The organism is Burkholderia sp. HI2714 (genome assembly GCF_002223085.1).
In the GTDB taxonomy this organism is placed as follows: domain Bacteria; phylum Pseudomonadota; class Gammaproteobacteria; order Burkholderiales; family Burkholderiaceae; genus Burkholderia; species Burkholderia lata_D.
Genome location: NZ_NKFM01000015.1, coordinates 262,955 through 280,583, shown reverse-complemented (window position 1 = coordinate 280,583; position 17,629 = coordinate 262,955). Strand labels below are relative to the sequence as shown.

The following is a 17,629-nucleotide window of genomic DNA, read 5'->3' as shown; positions in this document are numbered from 1 at the left end:
GGTTCAGGCGGTATCGCGCAGTGCGCTGAGTTGATCGAGGAAGCGCCGGCATTCGTCCGGCAGCGGCGCATCGAACTGCAGCGCCTCGCCGGTCAGCGGGTGGGCGAGCCGCAGCCGGTACGCATGCAGGAACATCCGTTTCAACGACGGCTGCGCATTCGCGCGCGCCAGCGCCTTGTTCAATGCGAAATCGCCATACTTGGCGTCGCCGGCGATCGGCAGGCCAAGATGCGCGAGGTGCACACGGATCTGATGGGTCCGACCCGTTTTGAGTTCCGCTTCGAGGAGCGCGTACTCGGGCCAAAGGTCGACGAGGTTGAACACCGTGTGCGACGGCAGCCCGTCGTCCTGCACCCGCACGCGGCGCTCCCCTTCCGGGGTCGAATACTTAAACAGCGGCGCCTTCACCGCGCGGCGACGCCCCCAGTCGGACTGCCATTCACCGTGGACGCACGCGAAGTAGCGCTTGTCCATCTTGTTCTCGCGAATCTGTTCATGCAGGCCCACCAGCGCCGTGCGCTTTTTCGCGAGCATCAGGATCCCGGACGTCTCGCGGTCGAGCCGGTGCACGAGTTCGAGGAATTTCGCGCGCGGGCGCGCCTGGCGCATCTGCTCGATCACGCCGAACGCGACGCCGCTGCCGCCGTGGACCGCAACCCCGGCTGGCTTGTTGATGACGAGCATCGCGTCGTCCTCGAACAGCACGTCGAAGTGCGCGGGCGGCACGATGGTGGCTTCGGCACGCGCGAGGTCGGCGGCGGCCACGCGCACGGGCGGCACGCGGACGATGTCGCCGAACGCGAGCCGGTACTGCGCATCGACCCGGCCCTTGTTCACGCGCACTTCGCCGCTGCGCAGGATCCGGTAAATATGGCTTTTCGGCACGCCTTTACAGACGCGCAACAGGAAGTTGTCGATACGCTGACCGGCCGAGTTTTCGTCGATCTCGATCATCGATACCTGGCCGCTTGCGACCGAATTCTGGGATATTTTGCCTAACTCGTTCATACTGAATATAATTTTGCCCAGCCAGACGTTGCGGGCGGCCTCACCGGCCGGCCCGGACCAACCGGGCAAGGCGCAAGCGCAAACCGTTATTTTACTTGCGCCGGGGGTCTGCTGCTCGCCCCTAATTAAAGAGAAGCAGCAAGTTGCACGCACGGCGCCGCCCGTCGGCAAGGATCGCGCCCACAGGCGGATTCGGTCGGCAAGGCGCCGCGGTAACGGAAAGTTGGTTGAAAAGAATTTGATCGGCAGCCCGACGGCGCGAAGTGCGTCCGCGCAGGCTGCCGGTTGCGAAAATTACGGCGTTGCGCCCGATTTGGCCCCGCGAAGCGTGCGGGGCCTGGCGACGTCAAACCAGGGAAGTACACCCCAGGCGGGAAAGTCGGGCTGGATTCGATACTCCCCGCTGCGGCCCGAGCCGCAGCATCTGCCGCCCGTTGGCACGCGCGTCGCACGACGACGCGCCCCGCGGCAGTGCCCGGCCTCAGGCTTAGCGCGCTTTGACAGCGTGCGGTGTGTGGACGCCGTGCTTTGAAGCCGTGTTCGCAGGTGCCCTATGGCCGCCGGCCCCGTCTTTCGGGCCCAAGCGCCTCTTCAGGCAATTCTCCCCGCCATCGTTCCCGCTCCAGCGTGCTCGTGACAACACAACAAGGCGCGGCCTGCCGTCGTTCCCGCCCTCGCGACTGACAACCGCGAGGCGCCGCCAGCAGAGCCGCCTGGAGTCGTTCATGAAACGCATGCTGTTCAATGCGACGCAGCAGGAGGAGCTGCGCGTCGCCATCGTCGATGGGCAAAAGCTCATCGACATCGACATCGAAACCGCCGGGCGCGAACAGCGCAAAGGCAATATCTACAAAGGTGTCATCACTCGTATCGAGCCGTCGCTCGAAGCGTGCTTCGTCAACTACGGCGAGGACCGCCACGGCTTCCTGCCGTTCAAGGAAGTCGCCCGCCAGTACTTCAAGGACGGCATCGACATGCGCTCCGCGCGCATCCAGGATGCGCTGCGCGAAGGCCAGGAACTGATCGTCCAGGTCGAGAAGGAAGAGCGCGGCAACAAGGGCGCTGCCCTCACCACGTTCATCTCGCTCGCCGGCCGCTACCTGGTGCTGATGCCGAACAATCCGCGCGGCGGCGGCGTGTCGCGCCGGATCGAAGGCGACGAGCGTCAGGAGCTGCGCGAAACGATGGCGCAACTGCAGATCCCGGACGGCATGAGCATGATCGCCCGTACCGCGGGCATCGGCCGCAGCGCCGAGGAACTGCAGTGGGACCTGAACTACCTGCTGCAACTGTGGCGCGCGATCGAAGCGGCGTCGCAAAGCGGCAACCCCGGCCAGCCGATGCTGATCTATCTGGAATCGAGCCTCGTGATCCGCGCGATCCGGGACTATTTCCAGCCCGATATCGGCGAAATCCTGATCGACACGAACGAAATCCACGATCAGGCCCGCGCATTCATGGACATCGTGATGCCGGACAACGTCGCGAAGGTGAAGCGCTACCACGACGACGTCCCGCTGTTCTCCCGCTTCCAGATCGAACACCAGATCGAAACCGCGTACTCGCGCACGGTGCCGCTGCCGTCGGGCGGCGCGATCGTGATCGACCACACCGAAGCGCTCGTCGCGATCGACGTGAACTCGGCGCGTGCGACCAAGGGCGCGGACATCGAGGAAACGGCGACCCGCACGAACCTCGAAGCGGCCGACGAAGTCGCCCGCCAGCTCCGCCTGCGCGACCTCGGCGGCCTGATCGTGATCGATTTCATCGACATGGAATCGGCGAAGAGCCAGCGCGAAGTCGAGCAGCGCCTGAAAGACGCGCTCAAGCATGACCGCGCGCGCGTCCAGATGGGCAAGATCTCCCGTTTCGGCCTGATGGAACTGTCGCGCCAGCGCCTGCGTCCGGCCCTGTCGGAAGGCAGCCACGTGACCTGCCCGCGTTGTAACGGCACCGGTCACATCCGCGATACCGAATCGTCCGCGCTGCAGGTCCTGCGGATCATTCAGGAAGAAGCGATGAAGGAAAACACCGCGGCGATCCACTGCCAGGTGCCGGTCGAGGTGACCGCCTTCCTGCTCAACGAAAAGCGTCAGGAAATCAACAAGATCGAGTCGCGCTTCAAGGTCGGCATCGTGCTGATCCCGAACAAGCACCTCGATACGCCGCACTACAAGCTCGAGCGCCTGCGCCACGACGACGCACGTCTCGACGACCCGCGCGCGTCCTGGAAGATGGCCGAGGAAGCCGCCCGCGAACTCGAGTCGGAAACCGGCTACAGCAAGCGCGCGGCCGAAGTGAAGCCGAAGCAGGAAGCCGCGGTCAAGGGCATCACGCCCGAGCGTCCGGCCCCGAGCCCGGCACCGCAACGCCCGGTCGAACCGGTTGCAGCGCCCGCGCCTGTCGCGCAGGCCAGCGGCGGCTTCATCGGCTGGCTGAAAGGTCTGTTCGGCGTATCGCCGGCGCCCGCGCCCGCACCGGTTGCTCCGGCCCCGGCGAAGGAGCAGGCAGCCCGTCCGGCTCGCGGCGAACGCACCGAGAAGTCCGAGCAACGCGGCGAACGCGGCGGCGATCGCAACCGCAACCGTCGCGGCGGCGCCCAGCAGGCGCAAGGCGGCCGCGACCAGGTCGCGGCAGGCCGTGGCCAGCCGCAACGCCAGGAGCGCGAAGGCAAGGAAGTGCGCGAACCGCGTGAGGCTCGCGAGCCGCGTGAAGGCCGCGAACCGCGTGAAGGTCGCGAGAACCGCGAAGGTCGCGAGGGCCGTAGCCCGCGCGAAGGCCGCGAGCCGCGTGAAAGCCGTGAGCCGCGCGAACCGCGTGAGAGCCGCGAACCGCGTGAACCGCGCGAGCGTGTCGAGCAGCCGGAAGGCGTCGAAGCAGCGGGTCGTGGCGAGCGCCAGGAACGTCGCGAACGCGGCGAGCGCCGCAAGCCGACCCAGCATGCGGCCACGCTGGAAACCGTCACCCGTGGCGAAACCCATCCGGAACCGGAAGCCGACAAGGCCGTCGCAGAAGCCCTGCCCGGCGCCGAGCTGGCAGCCGATGCGGAAGCCGGCGCGCGTGATGGCGAGGAACGTCGCCGTCGCCGTCGCGGCCGCCGCGGCGGTCGTCGCGAGCGCGAGGAAGACGGCGCAGTCGTCGACCACGCCGAGCAAGGCGCAGAAGGCGAAGTGACGGTGCAAGCCGTGACGCCGGAAGCACCGGCTGCTGCCGAACCGGCCCACACGGCCGCACCGGCAGTCGTCGTGGCAGCCGCCGCGGCAAGCGCCGTCGTCGCCGAAGCCGTGGTCGAGCGCCATGCCGAACCGGCAGCACCGACCGCTGTCGAGCCGCAGCCGGCACCGGTACACGTCGAAGCAGCGCCGGTCGAAGCGGCAGTGGTCGCCCAGGCGGCAGAACCGGCACCGGTCGCGCCGGCCGTCGATACGGAAGCCGGTCCGGCTCCGGTCGCGGTTTCGCCGACCGACGCGTTCGAAGTGCCGGCAGCACCTGTCGCCGTCGCGGCGCCGCAGCAGGCACCCGTCGAGCAGGCCGCGCCCGCCGTGACGACCGAAGCCGCTCCGGTGGCTGCGGAGCCGGCCCATGTCGAAGCGGCGCCGGTCGAGGCCGCCGCCGCACCGGCACCGGCACCGGCTCCGGCCCAACCGGCAGCCGAGCCCGCTTCGGCGAGCCTGGATACCGTGCTGGAGCAGGCCGGTCTCGTCTGGGTGAACACGGACGCAGACAAGTTCGCCGCTGCGCAGGAAGCCGCGTCGCGCCTCCCGCGTCCGGCTCGCGTGCCGCGCGAACGCAAGGCGCTGCCGCCGGTCGATACGGCCCCGATGCAGCAGGTCGAAACGACGCATCACTGATCGACGCATCGTCCGACCAGGAAAAGCCCGCCTCCGGCGGGCTTTTTCATGTCCGCGCTGCGGGTTTCCGCCCACCGGACCGACCCGCCGCTTGCGGCTAAAATAGAGGTCTGGTTCGCACTTCTTTCAACATGTCCCAACGCATCATTCCCCTCGCCGACGTCAGCGGGATGCCGGACGTCTCCGGCGTCGCGCACGCCCCGGACGGCACGCTGGCCGACACGTTCGCCAGGCCGCTACGCGACCTGCGCATTTCGGTGACGGATCGCTGCAACTTCCGCTGCGTGTACTGCATGCCGCGCGCCGTCTTCGACAAGGACTACCCGTTCCTGCCGCACAGCGCGCTGCTCACGCACGAGGAAATCGAACGCGTGGCGCGACTCTTTGTCGCACATGGCGTCGAGAAGATCCGCATCACGGGTGGCGAGCCGCTGCTGCGCAAGAATCTCGAATTCCTGATCGAGCGCCTCGCCCGCCTGACCACGCATGACGGCCGCCCGCTCGACCTGACGCTCACGACCAACGGTTCACTGCTCGCACGCAAGGCGCGCGCGCTGAAGGACGCCGGGCTCACGCGCGTGACGGTCAGCCTCGACGCGCTCGACGATACGTTGTTCAAGCGCATGAACGATGCCGAGTTCGCGAGCGCCGACGTGCTCGACGGCATCTTCGCGGCCCAGGCCGTGGGCCTCGCGCCGGTCAAGGTCAACATGGTCGTGAAGCGCGGCACCAACGACAGCGAAATCCTGCCGATGGCCGAGCGTTTCCGCGGTACCGGCGTGATCCTGCGCTTCATCGAATACATGGACGTCGGCACATCGAACGGCTGGAACATGACCGAGGTGCTGCCATCGGCCGACGTCATCGCACGGATCGCCGAACACTTCCCGCTCGTGCCGCTCGATCCGCACACGGCGGCAGAAACCGCGCAGCGCTGGGGCTATGCGGACGGCGGCGGCGAGATCGGCGTGATTTCGAGCGTCACGCAGGCCTTCTGCGGCGACTGCACGCGCGCGCGGCTGTCGACCGAAGGCAAGCTGTACCTGTGCCTGTTCGCGTCGACCGGCCACGACCTGCGCGCGCTCGTGCGCGGCGGTGCGAGCGACGCCGAGATCGCGACCGCGATCGCCCGCATCTGGCAGGCCCGCACCGACCGTTATTCGCAGCTGCGCGGCAGCGCGTCGGCCGACGCCGCGCCCGACGGCGCCGGCAAGCGGGTCGAGATGTCGTATATCGGCGGCTGACGCACGCTGCCCTTCCCGCGCTCTTACCATGCCCGCTTCCGCCTCCCCCTCGATCGCCGGCCTGCTGCTCGCAGGCGGGCGTGCTACACGCATGGATGGCGTCGACAAGGGCCTGCAGTTGCTCGACGGCGCGCCGCTCGCGTTGCACGTGCTGCGCCGGCTCTCGCCGCAGGTCGACGAGACGCTGATCAGCGCGAATCGCCATGCCGATCGCTATGCCGAACTCGGTGCGCCATTCGACGCGCGCATCGTCGCGGACGAAACCCCCGATTTCCCCGGCCCGCTCGCGGGCCTGCTCGCCGGTATGCGGGCGGCACGCGCGCCACTCGTTGCGTGCTCGCCATGCGATACGCCCTATCTGCCGGCCGACCTCGTCGCACGGCTGCAGGCGGCGCTCGACGCGCAGCAGGCCGACATCGCCATGGCGGTGACCGTCGACGCACAACACGTGCGCTCGCCGCAGCCGACGTTCGCGCTGCTGCGCACATCGCTGGCCGACGATCTCGCCGCCCGGCTCGCCGCCGGCGACCGCAAGGTGCGTGCGTGGTACGCACGCCACAAGACGGTCGAAGTCGAGTTTCACGACGAGCGTGCGTTTTACAATGCCAACTCCTGGCAGGAACTCGCCGCACTGGCCCGCCGCTGACGGCACCCGTGCGGTTCCTGCCCGCCGCACGCGAAACCCGCGCCCAGGCACCCTCCTCGCGCCACCGGCCACGAACCCGATACGCCTTGCGGCGCAGTCCGACTGATGATCACGCAATCCTCGCCCGCCCCCCGATCCGCACCCGATTCCGATGCCCCGCTGTCGCTGGCCGACGCGCAGGCGCTCGCGTGCCGCTTCGCGATGCCGGTCGACGCGTGTGACACGGTGACGCTGCGCGATGCGCTCGACCGCGTGCTCGCGTCCGACGTGAACGCCCCGTTCGACATTCCCGCGTACGACAACTCGGCGATGGATGGCTATGCGTTCGACGGGCGCACCGGCTCGCGCGCATCGCAGCAAGCGGAGGTCGCGCTGACGGTCGCCGGCACCGCGCTCGCGGGCCATCCGTTCGACGGCGCGGTGGCGGCCGGATCATGCGTGCGCATCATGACGGGCGCGCCGATGCCGGCCGGCTGCGACACGGTGATTCCGCAGGAACGCGTGCGCGTCGACGGCGACACGATCCACTTCGCCGCGCACGACATCGCGCGCGGCGCGAACTGCCGCAAGGCCGGCGAGGATCTCGCGCGCGGCGCGTGCGCGCTTGCCGCAGGCCGCATCCTGCGGCCGTCCGATCTCGGCCTGCTCGCGTCGTTCGGTGTCACCGAGGTTTCGGTGCGCCGGCGCGTGCGCGTCGCCGTGTTCTCCACCGGCGACGAACTGCGCGAGCCCGGCGAGCCGCTCGGCCCCGGCGCACTGCACGACAGCAACCGCGGGATGCTGATCGCGATGCTCGAAAGGCTGCATGTCGACGCGGTCGATCTCGGGATCGTCCGTGACGACCCGGCCGCGCTCGAAGCCGCATTGCGCGGCGCGGTCGCCGCACAGGCCGACGCGGTGATCACGTCGGGCGGCGTATCGGTCGGCGAAGCCGACTTCACGCGCGACGTCATGGCACGGCTCGGCGACGTGACGTTCGCCAGCCTCGCGCTGCGTCCCGGCCGGCCGCTCGCGTGCGGCACGCTCGCGCGCGCGGCCGAAGGCGCCGGTCACGCACTGTTCTTCGGGCTGCCCGGCAACCCGGTCGCGTCTGCCGTGACGTTCTACGCGATCGTGCGCCCCGCGCTGCTGACGCTGGCCGGCGCGCAGGCCCAGCCGCCGGCGATGCATACGGCACTCAGCACGCAAGCGCTGAAGAAGCGCCCGGGCCGCACCGACTACCTGCGCGGCATCGCGACGCGCGCCGCTGACGGCCGCTGGCACGTCGCACCGGCCGGCTCGCAGAGTTCCGCGTCGCTGAGCGGCCTCTCGGCCGCCAACTGTTTCATCGTCCTGGGCCACGATACCGCGGCAGTCGACGCGGGCACCCCGGTCGACATCCTGCCGCTCGACGGCCTGATCTGAATTCCACACTATCGGTATATTTCTACGGGGGCAATCCGCACATGAAGAAACAAATTTCGTCGATCGCCGCGGGGCAGACCGCAAAAGCGCTGATCCTCGTCTACCTGACGTTCAGCGTGCCGATCGTGCTGCTCGGCATTCTCGTCGCGTACGTCCGCTACGGGATGGTCGAACTGAGCACGATCCTGAGCGCGCTGCTGCTGAACGCCATCCTCGGCTTCGTGCTGCTGTGGATCGCATGCCACGCGTACAACTGGGTCGCATCGCGCTTCGGCGGCATCGAGATCGTGCTGTCCGACCCGCCGGAAGAAGCGTGAGCGGCACACCGCTGATCCGCGCGGCCCAAGCACGCGACGTCGGCGCGATCCTTGCGCTGATGCGCGAGCTGGCCGAGTTCGAGAAGCTCACGCACCTGTTCGTCGCGACCGAGGCCGATCTCGCCGACGCGCTGTTCGGCGAGCAGCCTGCCGCCGAGGCAAGGGTGGCCGAGCACGACGGCGCGATCGTCGCGTATGCGCTGTTCTTCCACAATTATTCGACGTTCCTCGGCCGTCGCGGCCTCTATCTCGAGGACTTGTACGTGCAGCCGTCGCAGCGCGGCACCGGTCTCGGCACCGCGATGCTGCGTCACCTCGCAGCCTTGGCCGTCGAGCGCTGTTGCGGGCGCTTCGAATGGTCGGTCCTCGACTGGAACCAGCCGGCGATCGATTTCTACGAAAAGATGGGCGCAACCGTGCTGCCCGACTGGCGCATCGTTCGCGTCACGGGCGACGCACTGGATACGCTCGCCGGGCATTGACCGCGAGCCGGCCTCGCCGGCCATCGCGTCAAAAGAAAACGGGCGCCGCGGCGCCCGTTTTTGCTTTCCGGCCGATGTCGGCCATATGCGTCATGCGTCGTCCGCATCGGCACCGTCGGCCCCTTCCGCACCGAGCAGCCCTGCCGCCGTATCGCCCGGCAACGCCTCGACCTGCTTCAGCTTGCGGTTCATCACGCGCGTGCGCTGCTCGGCGGCCTCGATCGAGCGCGTGACCGTTTCGAGCTGCGACTTCGTGCGCGCGAGCACGTCGCCGAACTTGCCGAACTCCGTCTTCACCGCCCCGAGCACCTGCCACACCTCGCTCGACCGTTGCTCGATCGCGAGCGTGCGGAAACCCATCTGCAGGCTGTTCAACAGTGCGGTGAGCGTCGTCGGGCCGGCGACCGTCACGCGATAGTCGCGCTGCAGCAGGTCGGTCAGCCCCGGGCGACGCAGGATCTCCGCATAGAGCCCCTCAGTCGGCAGGAACAACAGCGCGAAATCGGTCGTGTGCGGCGGCGCGACGTACTTCTCGGCGATCGTGCGCGCCTCCAGCCGCACGCGTGCTTCGAGCGCGCGGGCCGCTTCCTCGACCGCCACCGCATCGGCACGCTCCTGCGCGTCGATCAGCCGCTCGTAGTCTTCACGCGGGAATTTCGCGTCGATCGGCAGCCACACGGGCGGCGCGTCGCGCGTGCCGGCCTCGCGCCCCGGCAGCCGGATCGCAAACTCGACGCGCTCGCTGCTCTTCGGCACCGTCGCGACGTTCTTCGCGTACTGCTCGGGCGTCAGCATCTGTTCGAGCAGCGCCTCGAGCTGCACTTCGCCCCAGGTGCCGCGCGTCTTCACGTTGGTCAGCACCTTCTTCAGGTCGCCCACGCCTGCCGCGAGCGTCTGCATCTCGCCGAGCCCGCGATGCACCTGCTCGAGCCGGTCCGACACGAGCTTGAACGATTCGCCGAGCCGCTGCTCGAGCGTCGCGTGCAGCTTCTCGTCGACGGTGCGGCGCATCTCCTCGAGCTTCGCCGCGTTGTTCGTCTCGATTTCCTTGAGCCGCTGCTCGAGCGTCGCGCGCACCTCGCCGATCCGGCGGTCGTTCGCTTCGGTCAGTTGCGTGAGCTGCCGGTTCAACGTGTCGCCGAACAGCCTGAGCGCGCCCGTCTGCTCCTCGCGCGCCTGCTGCGCCTGGCGCTGCACGCTCTCGCGCATCGCGTCGAACTGCTGCGCATTGCCGGCGACGAGCTTGCCGAGCTGCTGTGCAAAACCCTCGATCTGGTTGTTCTGCACAGTGGCCACGCTCGTCAGTTGCGCGGCGAGCGTCTGCTGAAGCTGCGCGAAGCTGCCGGCCAGCTCGGTGCGCGAACCGCGCGCGTTCTCGACGATCTCGCCGCGCAATTCGCGTTCGAGCCGCTCGACCGCGCGCGCCTGCGCATGCGCGGCGTCCTCGATCTGGTCGCCCAGTATCGCCGCATCGTCGTGGCGGCCACTGCCACGCACGAGCGCGACGATCGCCACCGCAAGCGCGACGGCCAGCACGACGACCGCCGCAAGCAACAACGTCATCGTCATGCGCGCGGCTTCCCGATCACGTCAGGGTTGATCGGATTCGGCGGCTGCCCCGCGCGCGGCCCCTCGCCCAGCGCGGCGATCAGGTTGTCGGCGGCGAGGTTCGCCATCGCGCGGCGCGTCTTTTCGGTCGCGCTCGCGATATGCGGCGTCAGCACGACGTTCGGCACCTCAAGCAGCGCCGGATGGACCGTCGGCTCGCCTTCGTACACGTCGAGGCCGGCCGCGGCGATCGTCCCGTTGCGCAGCGCGACGGCCAGCGCCGCGTCGTCGACGATCCCGCCGCGCGCGATGTTGGTCAGCGTCGCGGTGGGCTTCATCTTCGCGAGCTCGGCCGCGCCGATCGTGTGATGGTTCTCCTTCGTGTACGGCAGCACGAGCACGACGTGATCGGCGCGGGCGAGCAGCGCGTCCTTCGACACGTATTCGGCATTCAGCTCCGCCTCGATCTCGGGCGCGACCCGCGACCGGTTGTGATAGATCACCTGCATCCCGAAGCCGCGCGCGCGGCGCGCGAGCGCCTGGCCGATGCGCCCCATCCCGATGACGCCGAGCGTCGAGCCGTAGATGTCGTTGCCCAGGAACCCGTCGTACGCCCACTTCTGCCAGTGGCCGGCGCGCAGCCAGTGCTCGGACTCGGCGATCCGGCGGGCCGCGGCCATCATCAGCGCCCAGCCGAAATCGGCGGTCGACTCGTTCAGCACGTCGGGCGTGTTGGTGCCGAGCACGTTCGCCGCGTTGAACGCGGCCATGTCGAAATTGTTGTAGCCGACCGCCATGTTCGCCACGACGCGCAGGCGCGGCGCTGCCGCGAGCTCGGCCGCGCCGACCGGATCGCCGGCCGTCAGCGCGCCGTCCTTGTCGGCCAGACGCGCGGCAAGCGCGTCGGGAGCGAGTGCGTCGCCGTTGTTCCAGTCGACGTCGAAATACTGCTTGAGCCGCTCGATCACGTCCGGAAAGATCGGACGCGCGACCAGGATCTTCTGCATCGCCATCTCCGCATGCCGCGGGCGGATCGCAGCGCGCCGTGCGCCAATGGAACCACCCGCTCTAGGTTGAAAATCGTCAGCTTACGCCGTGAAGAAGATCCACGACGTGAGCAGGAATACCGGTATCAGCACGACCAGCGCCCAGCCGAGATACGCGAAGAAGCTCGGCATCTTCACGCCGCGCGATTCGGCGATCGCCTTCACCATGAAGTTCGGTGCGTTGCCGATATAGCTGTTCGCGCCCATGAACACCGCGCCCGCGGAAATCGCGGCGAGCGTCGACGCGCCGGTCGTCATCAGCGACTGCGCATCGCCGCCAGCGAGGTTGAAGAACACGAGATAGGTCGGCGCATTGTCGAGGAACGACGACAGGATGCCGGTCGCCCAGAAGTACATCGCGTCGATCGGCTTGCCGTCCGGCCCCGTGACGAGATGGACGATCTGCGCGAATGCGCCGTCGGCACCGGCGCGCAGGATCACGATCACCGGCGCGATCGTCACGAAGATCCCCGCGAACAGCTTCGCGACTTCCTCGATCGGCGCCCAGTTGAACGCGTTGCCCTCGCGCGCGGAACGCGGCGTCAGCGCGAGCGACGCGAGCGTCACGCCCACGAGCGCGACGTCGCGCACGAGATTCTGCAACGCGACGTGCGTGCCCCACACGTCGAACGCGATGCCCGGCTTCCAGATGCCGCTCATCAGCACCAGGCCGATCACGGCCGCGAGCAGCACGAAATTGATCTTGCCGTCGATCGACAGCCGGTCGCTGTCGGGCGTCGGGTCGAGCACGGCCGGCCGCTCCTCGCCGCCCTTCCGGTAGAAGTACGTATCGAGCGCGAAGAACAGCGTCAGCAGCACGACGCAGATGAACAGCATCGGCAGTGCGAGGTGCGTGGTCGTCCAGAAGAAGCTCACGCCATTCAGGAAACCGAGGAACAGCGGCGGATCGCCGAGCGGCGACAGCGAGCCGCCCGCGTTCGCGACGAGGAAGATGAAGAAGATCACGACGTGCACGACATGCTTGCGGTTGTCGTTGGCGCGCAGCAGCGGCCGGATCAGCAGCATCGCGGCGCCCGTCGTGCCCATCACGCTTGCGAGCAGCGTGCCGAGCGCGAGGATCGCGGTGTTCAGCTTCGGCGTGCCGTGCAGGTTGCCGTTCACGCAGATACCGCCCGCGACCGTATAAAGCGCGGTGAGCAGCACGATGAACGGAATGTATTCCTCGAGCAGCGCATGCACGAGCGTGCCGAACGCGGTGCCCGCGCCGAATGCGAACGCGAACGGGATCAGAAACACGACCGCCCACCCGGCCGCAATCTTGCCGAAGTGGTGATGCCAGAACACGGGGGCGGCGAGCGGGAACAGCGCGATGGACAGCAGGATCCCGGCGAACGGGATGCCCCAGAGAGCGGACAGCGTGGCACCGTCGAGCGTTGCGGCCGATGCAAGCGCGGGGACGGCGCCAAGCGCGATCCCCGACGCCATGCCCGCCCAGGCGGCATGTCGTTTCATGCAGAACTTCCTTGTTCGAGTGGTAGTGGATGCAGCGGGCGCGTCATGCGCCCCGTACGACGATCACGTGAACGCGGTACGGGCCGTGCGCGCCCAGTACGATGGTCTGCTCGATGTCGCCCGTGCGCGACGGGCCCGATACGAAGTTGACCGCGCGCGGCAATTCGCCGCGCTCCGAGCGGATCAGCGCAAAGGCGTCTTCATGACCGGCGACGATCCGCGACGCGGGAACGATCGCGATGTGCGTTTCCGGCAGCAGGCCGGCCGACGCATAGGTGTCGGGGCCGGACAGCAGCACCAGCGAGCCCGTTTCGGCAGTCGCGCAAAAGCAGCCCGTGAGGCCGACCAGATCGCCGTCGCGCGGCTTGCGGCATTCGACCGACAGGCCTGCACCCGCCCAGTCGAAATCGGCCAGCGTGCGCCACGCGATAGCCTGCGTCGGCAGGCCGTGAGCGGAAAGGTAGCGAGCCGCGGCGGCCGGTACGTCGGCAAGCGTCGCGACTTCGTCGACCGTCGTCGACAGGCGTACCGCTTCGTCGACGAATGCCGCGACGAGATCGGCCGGCGCCGGCGGGCGCGGGCCTTCCGGATGACGGGCGAGATAGTCGGCAACGCCGTCGCGCTCGGCCGAATCGGGTTCGGCCGTACGCCCCTGCGCCGCGCGAATGCGCGCGAGGATCTGGCGACGGGCAGCGGAAGTGTCCATGAACGGTCCTCGTGACGTTGGCGGGCGATACCGTCGGATTATACCGGCCGACCTCGCCGCCACGCAGCTTTGGCCGTTCGGCCGGCGCTTACTTCGACGCGTCTTCCTCGACCGGCTGCGCGATGCCGAACACCTGGCGCAGGTAGGCGAGATACGCCTTGTCGTCGCACATGCTCTTGCCCGGCGAATCCGACAGCTTCGCGACCGGCTGGCCGTTGCAGCGGACCATCTTGATCACGATCTGCAGCGGCACGTAGCCGAGATCGTTGGTGAGGTTCGTGCCGACGCCGAACGCAAGCTTGCAGCGGCCGCGGAACCGTTCGTACAACTGCATGACCCTCGGGATGTCGAGTGCGTCCGAGAACACGAGCACCTTGGTCCGCGGGTCGCAACGGTTCGTCTCGTAATGGCGCAGCATCCGCTCGCCCCATTCGAACGGATCGCCCGAATCGTGGCGCGCGCCGTCGAACAGCTTGCAGAAGTACATGTCGAAGTCGTTCAGGAATGCATCCATCCCGTAGACGTCCGACAGCGCGATCCCGAGGTCGCCGCGGTATTCCTTCGCCCACATCTCGAAGCCGTAGATCTGCGAATCGCGCAGCCGCGGGCCGAGCGCCTGGCAGGCCTGCAGGTACTCGTGCGCCATCGTGCCGAGCGGCGTGATGCCGTGCTTCATCGCATACAGCACGTTGCTGGTGCCCGCGAACTGCGGGCCGAGGCCGTCGCGCAGCGTAAGCGCGACCTCCTCGTGCCAGACCTTCGAGAAGCGCCGGCGCGTGCCGTAGTCGGCGATCTTGCAGTCGGCGAATTCGGGCTTCGCACCGAGCAGCTTGATCTTCTCGCGCAGCCGCTCGCGGCCTTCGCGATAGTCGGGCTCGCGCTGGGTATTGCGGAAATACACTTCGTTGACGATCGCGAGCACCGGGATCTCGAACAGGATCGTGTGCAGCCACGGCCCCTCGATTACGACGTCGATCTCGCCATTGCCCTTCGGCGACGGCGTGATCGAGATGTACTTCTCGTTCAGGTGGAACAGCGCGAGGAAGTCGACGAAGTCGCTCTTGATGAAGCGCATCCGCCGCAGGTAGTCGAGTTCGACGTCGGAAAAGCGCAGCGAGCACAGGCCGCGCACCTCGTCGCGAATCTCGTCGATGTACGGCACGAGATCGACGCCCGGCGTGCGGCACCGGAAACGGTATTCGACGCTTGCAGCGGGGAAGTGATGCAGGACGACCTGCATCATCGTGAACTTGTAGAGATCCGTGTCGAGCAGCGAAGTGATGATCATGATGACGGCAGCGCCAATATCGTGACCGGCGCCGGCGCACCGCGCGCCGCCCGGTCTGTGGGTCATGTTACCCGAATGCGGGCCGGACCATCGTGAAACCGCCTGCCGCCCCGCTCCGGACGCACCGCCAGTTCCGGCGTACGCGCGACACGCACTGCCGCTGGCGCGCCCCTTCAGCGCCCCCTGGGCGGCCCCCATAAACTAATCACGAAACGATATAAGCCGGATAGCCGACCACGCCATGCGGGTTTTGCGCTTCAGTTACAATGCCGGTTTTGGCGCAACCGCCACCCCATATATACCGCCAAGCAGGAGCGTTTTAATGACTCACGTTGTGACCGAAGGCTGCATCAAGTGCAAATACACGGACTGCGTGGATGTGTGCCCGGTGGATTGCTTCCGTGAAGGTCCCAACTTTCTCGCCATCGATCCGGACGAGTGCATCGACTGCGCCGTGTGCGTCGCCGAGTGCCCGACCAATGCGATCTATGCCGAAGAAGACGTTCCGGGCGACCAGCAGCAGTTCACCGCGCTGAACGCCGAGCTGGCGAAGGACTGGCCGTCGATCACGAAGACCAAGCCGGCACCGGCCGACGCGGACGAGTGGAAGGACGTGCAGGACAAGCTGCACCTGCTCGAGCGCTGATCGCGCAGCGGCCGCAGAAATTTTTTTGTGCGCCGCGGCTCAAAAGTGTTGACGACCTGATCAACGCTCCATATAATGTCGTTTCTCTGCTGTTGTTGTTTGTTCCCCGATAGCTCAGTCGGTAGAGCGCCGGACTGTTAATCCGTAGGTCCCTGGTTCGAGCCCAGGTCGGGGAGCCAAAAACGCAAAGGCCCGTTGAAAGTGGACGGGCTTTTTGCTGGTAGACAAACAAGCATGCAGATGTACCGATTTATTCCCCGATAGCTCAGTCGGTAGAGCGCCGGACTGTTAATCCGTAGGTCCCTGGTTCGAGCCCAGGTCGGGGAGCCAAATAGCGAAAGGCCCGTCATTCGACGGGCCTTTTGTTTTTCCGGCCCGCCATTCCGCTTTCATCGCCCGGTCGCGCGCATGCTAGAGTCTCTGTCCCGCATTCGCATCCGGTTCCGTCGATGAAGCACCGCCTCCTCCGCTCAGCCCCCTTCGCCCTCCTGCTTGCCGCATTCGCCGCGGCACCGCTCGCGCACGCGGAGGAAGTCGGCAGCGTCAACACCCATTTCCGCGTCACGGGCTCCGATCGCGTGGTCGTCGAGGCGTATGACGATCCGATCGTGAACGGCGTGACCTGCTACGTGTCGCGCGCCCGCACCGGCGGGATCAAGGGCACGCTCGGCGTCGCCGAGGATCCGAGCGAAGCGTCGATCGCATGCCGGCAGATCGGCCCGATCAGCTTCAAGGAGCCGCTCAAGCAGCAGACCGACGTGTTCAGCGAGCGCATGTCGTTCATCTTCAAGACCCTGCACGTCGTGCGCGTGGTCGACGCCAAGCGCAACACGATCGTCTACCTGACCTACAGCGACCGCATCGTCAGCGGCAGCCCGAAGAACGCCGTCACCGCGGTACCGATGCCGGCGGGCACGACGATTCCGGTCAAGTAAAGCCCGCGCCTGCCGGGCGCGCGAGCGATACACTGTCGATTCGACCGCTTCCGCGCCCGATCATGTCCGCCACCCGCCTTCCCGATTCCGCACGCTACTGGCGCACGCCGCTGCTGCCGGATGCGGATCTCCTCACGGCCACCTATCGCGATCACGCTTTCTCCCCCCACTGGCACGACGCGTACACGATCCCCGTGATTCTCGAAGGTGCGGAACGCTACACGTATCGCGGCAGCGGCTATGTCGCCGAAACCGGCTCCGTGCCCGTCATCAATCCCGGCGAGGTGCATACGGGGTCGCGCGCGGCCGACGAAGGCTGGTGCTATCGCGTCAGCTACATGCCGGTCGAATTCATTCGCGAACTCACCTGTTCGATCGCCGGCCGCCCGCAGGATGCTCCATGGTTTGCGCCCGACGTGATTCGCGACGCCGATCTTGCGGCCCGGCTCACGCTGGCGCACCGGATGATGGAGGCCGGCAGCGAGCGCGCACTGCCCTTGCAGACGCACCGGCAGCCGGCTCATGATCCGGCGAGCGGCGCACCGCGCATCTACGATCCGCTCGCCGCCGAAACGGCAATGCTCGACGCGTTGTCGACGCTGATCGTGCGCCATGCCGACGCACTGCCGCGACCGGCGCCGCTCGCAGCGGACGAACCACGCGTCGACGCGATGCGCGAGCGTCTCGCCGCCGACCTCGTGTGCACGGTGACGCTCGACGAAGTCGCGCAGGCAGTCGGCCTGTCACCGTTCCACGCGGCGCGCCTGTTCACCCGCACGACCGGCATGCCGCCGCATGCGTGGCGCAACCAGTTGCGCTTGCAGCGCGCGCTCGCGCCGCTGCGCGCGGGCGTGCCCGTCGCCGACGTCGCGGCGGCCAGCGGCTTCGTCGACCAAAGCCACTTCACACGGCATTTCAAACGCATGTTCGGCGTGCCGCCCGGGCGCTGGCAGGCGAGCTGACGCGCAGCGTCCGACCCGCCATCGCGATACCGCCGGCATCGCCCATCCGGCGAGCGCAAGAACATACAAGCCG

15 protein-coding genes and 2 tRNA genes are annotated in these 17,629 nt (G+C 67.6%); 11 read left to right on the top strand and 6 right to left on the bottom strand.

Translation table 11 applies throughout. The annotated features are described in order from the left end of the window. Positions 1-3 precede the first annotated feature (3 nt). Positions 4-1,008, bottom strand: coding sequence for an RluA family pseudouridine synthase (locus tag CFB82_RS05880; protein WP_039348433.1), 1,005 nt, complete (start codon positions 1,006-1,008; stop codon positions 4-6). 725 nt (positions 1,009-1,733) lie between these two features. Between CFB82_RS05880 and CFB82_RS05875 the strand changes: the two genes are divergently transcribed. The 6 genes from CFB82_RS05875 to CFB82_RS05850 all read left to right on the top strand — a co-directional run bounded on the left by CFB82_RS05875 (position 1,734) and on the right by CFB82_RS05850 (position 8,952). Continuing rightward, positions 1,734-4,859 (top strand): Rne/Rng family ribonuclease, encoded by a 3,126-nt coding sequence (locus CFB82_RS05875; protein WP_089483577.1) that lies wholly within the window; start codon positions 1,734-1,736, stop codon positions 4,857-4,859. Between the two features lie 131 nt (positions 4,860-4,990). Next, complete coding sequence (gene moaA / locus CFB82_RS05870) at positions 4,991-6,103, top strand: GTP 3',8-cyclase MoaA (RefSeq protein WP_089483576.1); 1,113 nt, start codon at positions 4,991-4,993, stop codon at positions 6,101-6,103. A gap of 28 nt (positions 6,104-6,131) precedes the next feature. Beyond that, complete coding sequence (mobA, locus tag CFB82_RS05865) at positions 6,132-6,749, top strand: molybdenum cofactor guanylyltransferase MobA (RefSeq protein WP_089483575.1); 618 nt, start codon at positions 6,132-6,134, stop codon at positions 6,747-6,749. A gap of 105 nt (positions 6,750-6,854) precedes the next feature. Further along, a complete protein-coding gene (moeA, locus tag CFB82_RS05860) occupies positions 6,855-8,153 on the top strand; it encodes a molybdopterin molybdotransferase MoeA (protein WP_089483574.1) in 1,299 nt (432 codons plus the stop codon). A gap of 41 nt (positions 8,154-8,194) precedes the next feature. Then, entirely contained in the window at positions 8,195-8,470 is a 276-nt protein-coding gene (locus CFB82_RS05855) for a hypothetical protein (RefSeq protein WP_006401288.1), read from the top strand. Then, on the top strand, positions 8,467-8,952 hold the full coding sequence (locus CFB82_RS05850) for a GNAT family N-acetyltransferase (RefSeq protein ID WP_089483573.1): 486 nt from the start codon (positions 8,467-8,469) through the stop codon (positions 8,950-8,952). Before CFB82_RS05855 ends, CFB82_RS05850 begins: the two co-directional genes overlap by 4 nt. 90 nt (positions 8,953-9,042) lie before the next feature. On the opposite strand, the gene rmuC is transcribed toward CFB82_RS05850, so the two are convergent. From rmuC to pncB, 5 genes are all read right to left on the bottom strand, one after another. Further along, positions 9,043-10,521 carry a DNA recombination protein RmuC gene (gene rmuC / locus CFB82_RS05845; RefSeq protein WP_069247466.1) on the bottom strand — a complete coding sequence of 493 codons (1,479 nt, stop codon included), beginning with the start codon at positions 10,519-10,521 and terminating at the stop codon, positions 9,043-9,045. Continuing rightward, positions 10,518-11,507, bottom strand: coding sequence for a 2-hydroxyacid dehydrogenase (locus tag CFB82_RS05840; protein WP_069249244.1), 990 nt, complete (start codon positions 11,505-11,507; stop codon positions 10,518-10,520). Before CFB82_RS05840 ends, rmuC begins: the two co-directional genes overlap by 4 nt. An 81-nt stretch (positions 11,508-11,588) precedes the next feature. Beyond that, on the bottom strand, positions 11,589-13,019 hold the full coding sequence (locus CFB82_RS05835) for a sodium:proton antiporter (RefSeq protein WP_089483572.1): 1,431 nt from the start codon (positions 13,017-13,019) through the stop codon (positions 11,589-11,591). 43 nt (positions 13,020-13,062) lie between these two features. After that, positions 13,063-13,725 carry a LutC/YkgG family protein gene (locus CFB82_RS05830; RefSeq protein ID WP_089483571.1) on the bottom strand — a complete coding sequence of 221 codons (663 nt, stop codon included), beginning with the start codon at positions 13,723-13,725 and terminating at the stop codon, positions 13,063-13,065. An 88-nt stretch (positions 13,726-13,813) separates the two neighbouring features. After that, positions 13,814-15,013 carry a nicotinate phosphoribosyltransferase gene (gene pncB / locus CFB82_RS05825; protein WP_089445191.1) on the bottom strand — a complete coding sequence of 400 codons (1,200 nt, stop codon included), beginning with the start codon at positions 15,011-15,013 and terminating at the stop codon, positions 13,814-13,816. Positions 15,014-15,335: 322 nt separating this feature from the next. On the opposite strand from pncB, the gene fdxA reads away from it, so the two are divergent. From fdxA to CFB82_RS05795, 5 genes are all read left to right on the top strand, one after another. Beyond that, on the top strand, positions 15,336-15,659 hold the full coding sequence (fdxA, locus tag CFB82_RS05815) for a ferredoxin FdxA (RefSeq protein ID WP_011351384.1): 324 nt from the start codon (positions 15,336-15,338) through the stop codon (positions 15,657-15,659). A 103-nt stretch (positions 15,660-15,762) separates the two neighbouring features. Continuing rightward, positions 15,763-15,838, top strand: a tRNA-Asn gene (locus tag CFB82_RS05810). A 75-nt stretch (positions 15,839-15,913) separates the two neighbouring features. After that, positions 15,914-15,989, top strand: a tRNA-Asn gene (locus tag CFB82_RS05805). A gap of 119 nt (positions 15,990-16,108) precedes the next feature. Further along, positions 16,109-16,594 carry a CreA family protein gene (locus CFB82_RS05800; RefSeq protein ID WP_089483570.1) on the top strand — a complete coding sequence of 162 codons (486 nt, stop codon included), beginning with the start codon at positions 16,109-16,111 and terminating at the stop codon, positions 16,592-16,594. 62 nt (positions 16,595-16,656) lie between these two features. Beyond that, on the top strand, positions 16,657-17,556 hold the full coding sequence (locus tag CFB82_RS05795; protein WP_089483569.1) for an AraC family transcriptional regulator: 900 nt from the start codon (positions 16,657-16,659) through the stop codon (positions 17,554-17,556). The last annotated feature ends 73 nt before the right edge of the window (positions 17,557-17,629 follow it).

Bases quoted from the DNA above. Each gene is read 5' to 3' on its own strand.
- CFB82_RS05855 (WP_006401288.1), top strand. From the start codon at position 8,195: ATGAAGAAACAAATTTCGTCGATCGCCGCGGGGCAGACCGCAAAAGCG.
- rmuC (WP_069247466.1), bottom strand. From the start codon at position 10,521: ATGACGATGACGTTGTTGCTTGCGGCGGTCGTCGTGCTGGCCGTCGCG.
- CFB82_RS05875 (WP_089483577.1), top strand. From the start codon at position 1,734: ATGAAACGCATGCTGTTCAATGCGACGCAGCAGGAGGAGCTGCGCGTC.
- CFB82_RS05840 (WP_069249244.1), bottom strand. From the start codon at position 11,507: ATGCAGAAGATCCTGGTCGCGCGTCCGATCTTTCCGGACGTGATCGAG.
- pncB (WP_089445191.1), bottom strand. From the start codon at position 15,013: ATGATCATCACTTCGCTGCTCGACACGGATCTCTACAAGTTCACGATG.
- CFB82_RS05880 (WP_039348433.1), bottom strand. From the start codon at position 1,008: ATGAACGAGTTAGGCAAAATATCCCAGAATTCGGTCGCAAGCGGCCAG.
- CFB82_RS05800 (WP_089483570.1), top strand. From the start codon at position 16,109: ATGAAGCACCGCCTCCTCCGCTCAGCCCCCTTCGCCCTCCTGCTTGCC.
- fdxA (WP_011351384.1), top strand. From the start codon at position 15,336: ATGACTCACGTTGTGACCGAAGGCTGCATCAAGTGCAAATACACGGAC.
- CFB82_RS05795 (WP_089483569.1), top strand. From the start codon at position 16,657: ATGTCCGCCACCCGCCTTCCCGATTCCGCACGCTACTGGCGCACGCCG.
- CFB82_RS05835 (WP_089483572.1), bottom strand. From the start codon at position 13,019: ATGAAACGACATGCCGCCTGGGCGGGCATGGCGTCGGGGATCGCGCTT.
- mobA (WP_089483575.1), top strand. From the start codon at position 6,132: ATGCCCGCTTCCGCCTCCCCCTCGATCGCCGGCCTGCTGCTCGCAGGC.
- moeA (WP_089483574.1), top strand. From the start codon at position 6,855: ATGATCACGCAATCCTCGCCCGCCCCCCGATCCGCACCCGATTCCGAT.
- moaA (WP_089483576.1), top strand. From the start codon at position 4,991: ATGTCCCAACGCATCATTCCCCTCGCCGACGTCAGCGGGATGCCGGAC.
- CFB82_RS05830 (WP_089483571.1), bottom strand. From the start codon at position 13,725: ATGGACACTTCCGCTGCCCGTCGCCAGATCCTCGCGCGCATTCGCGCG.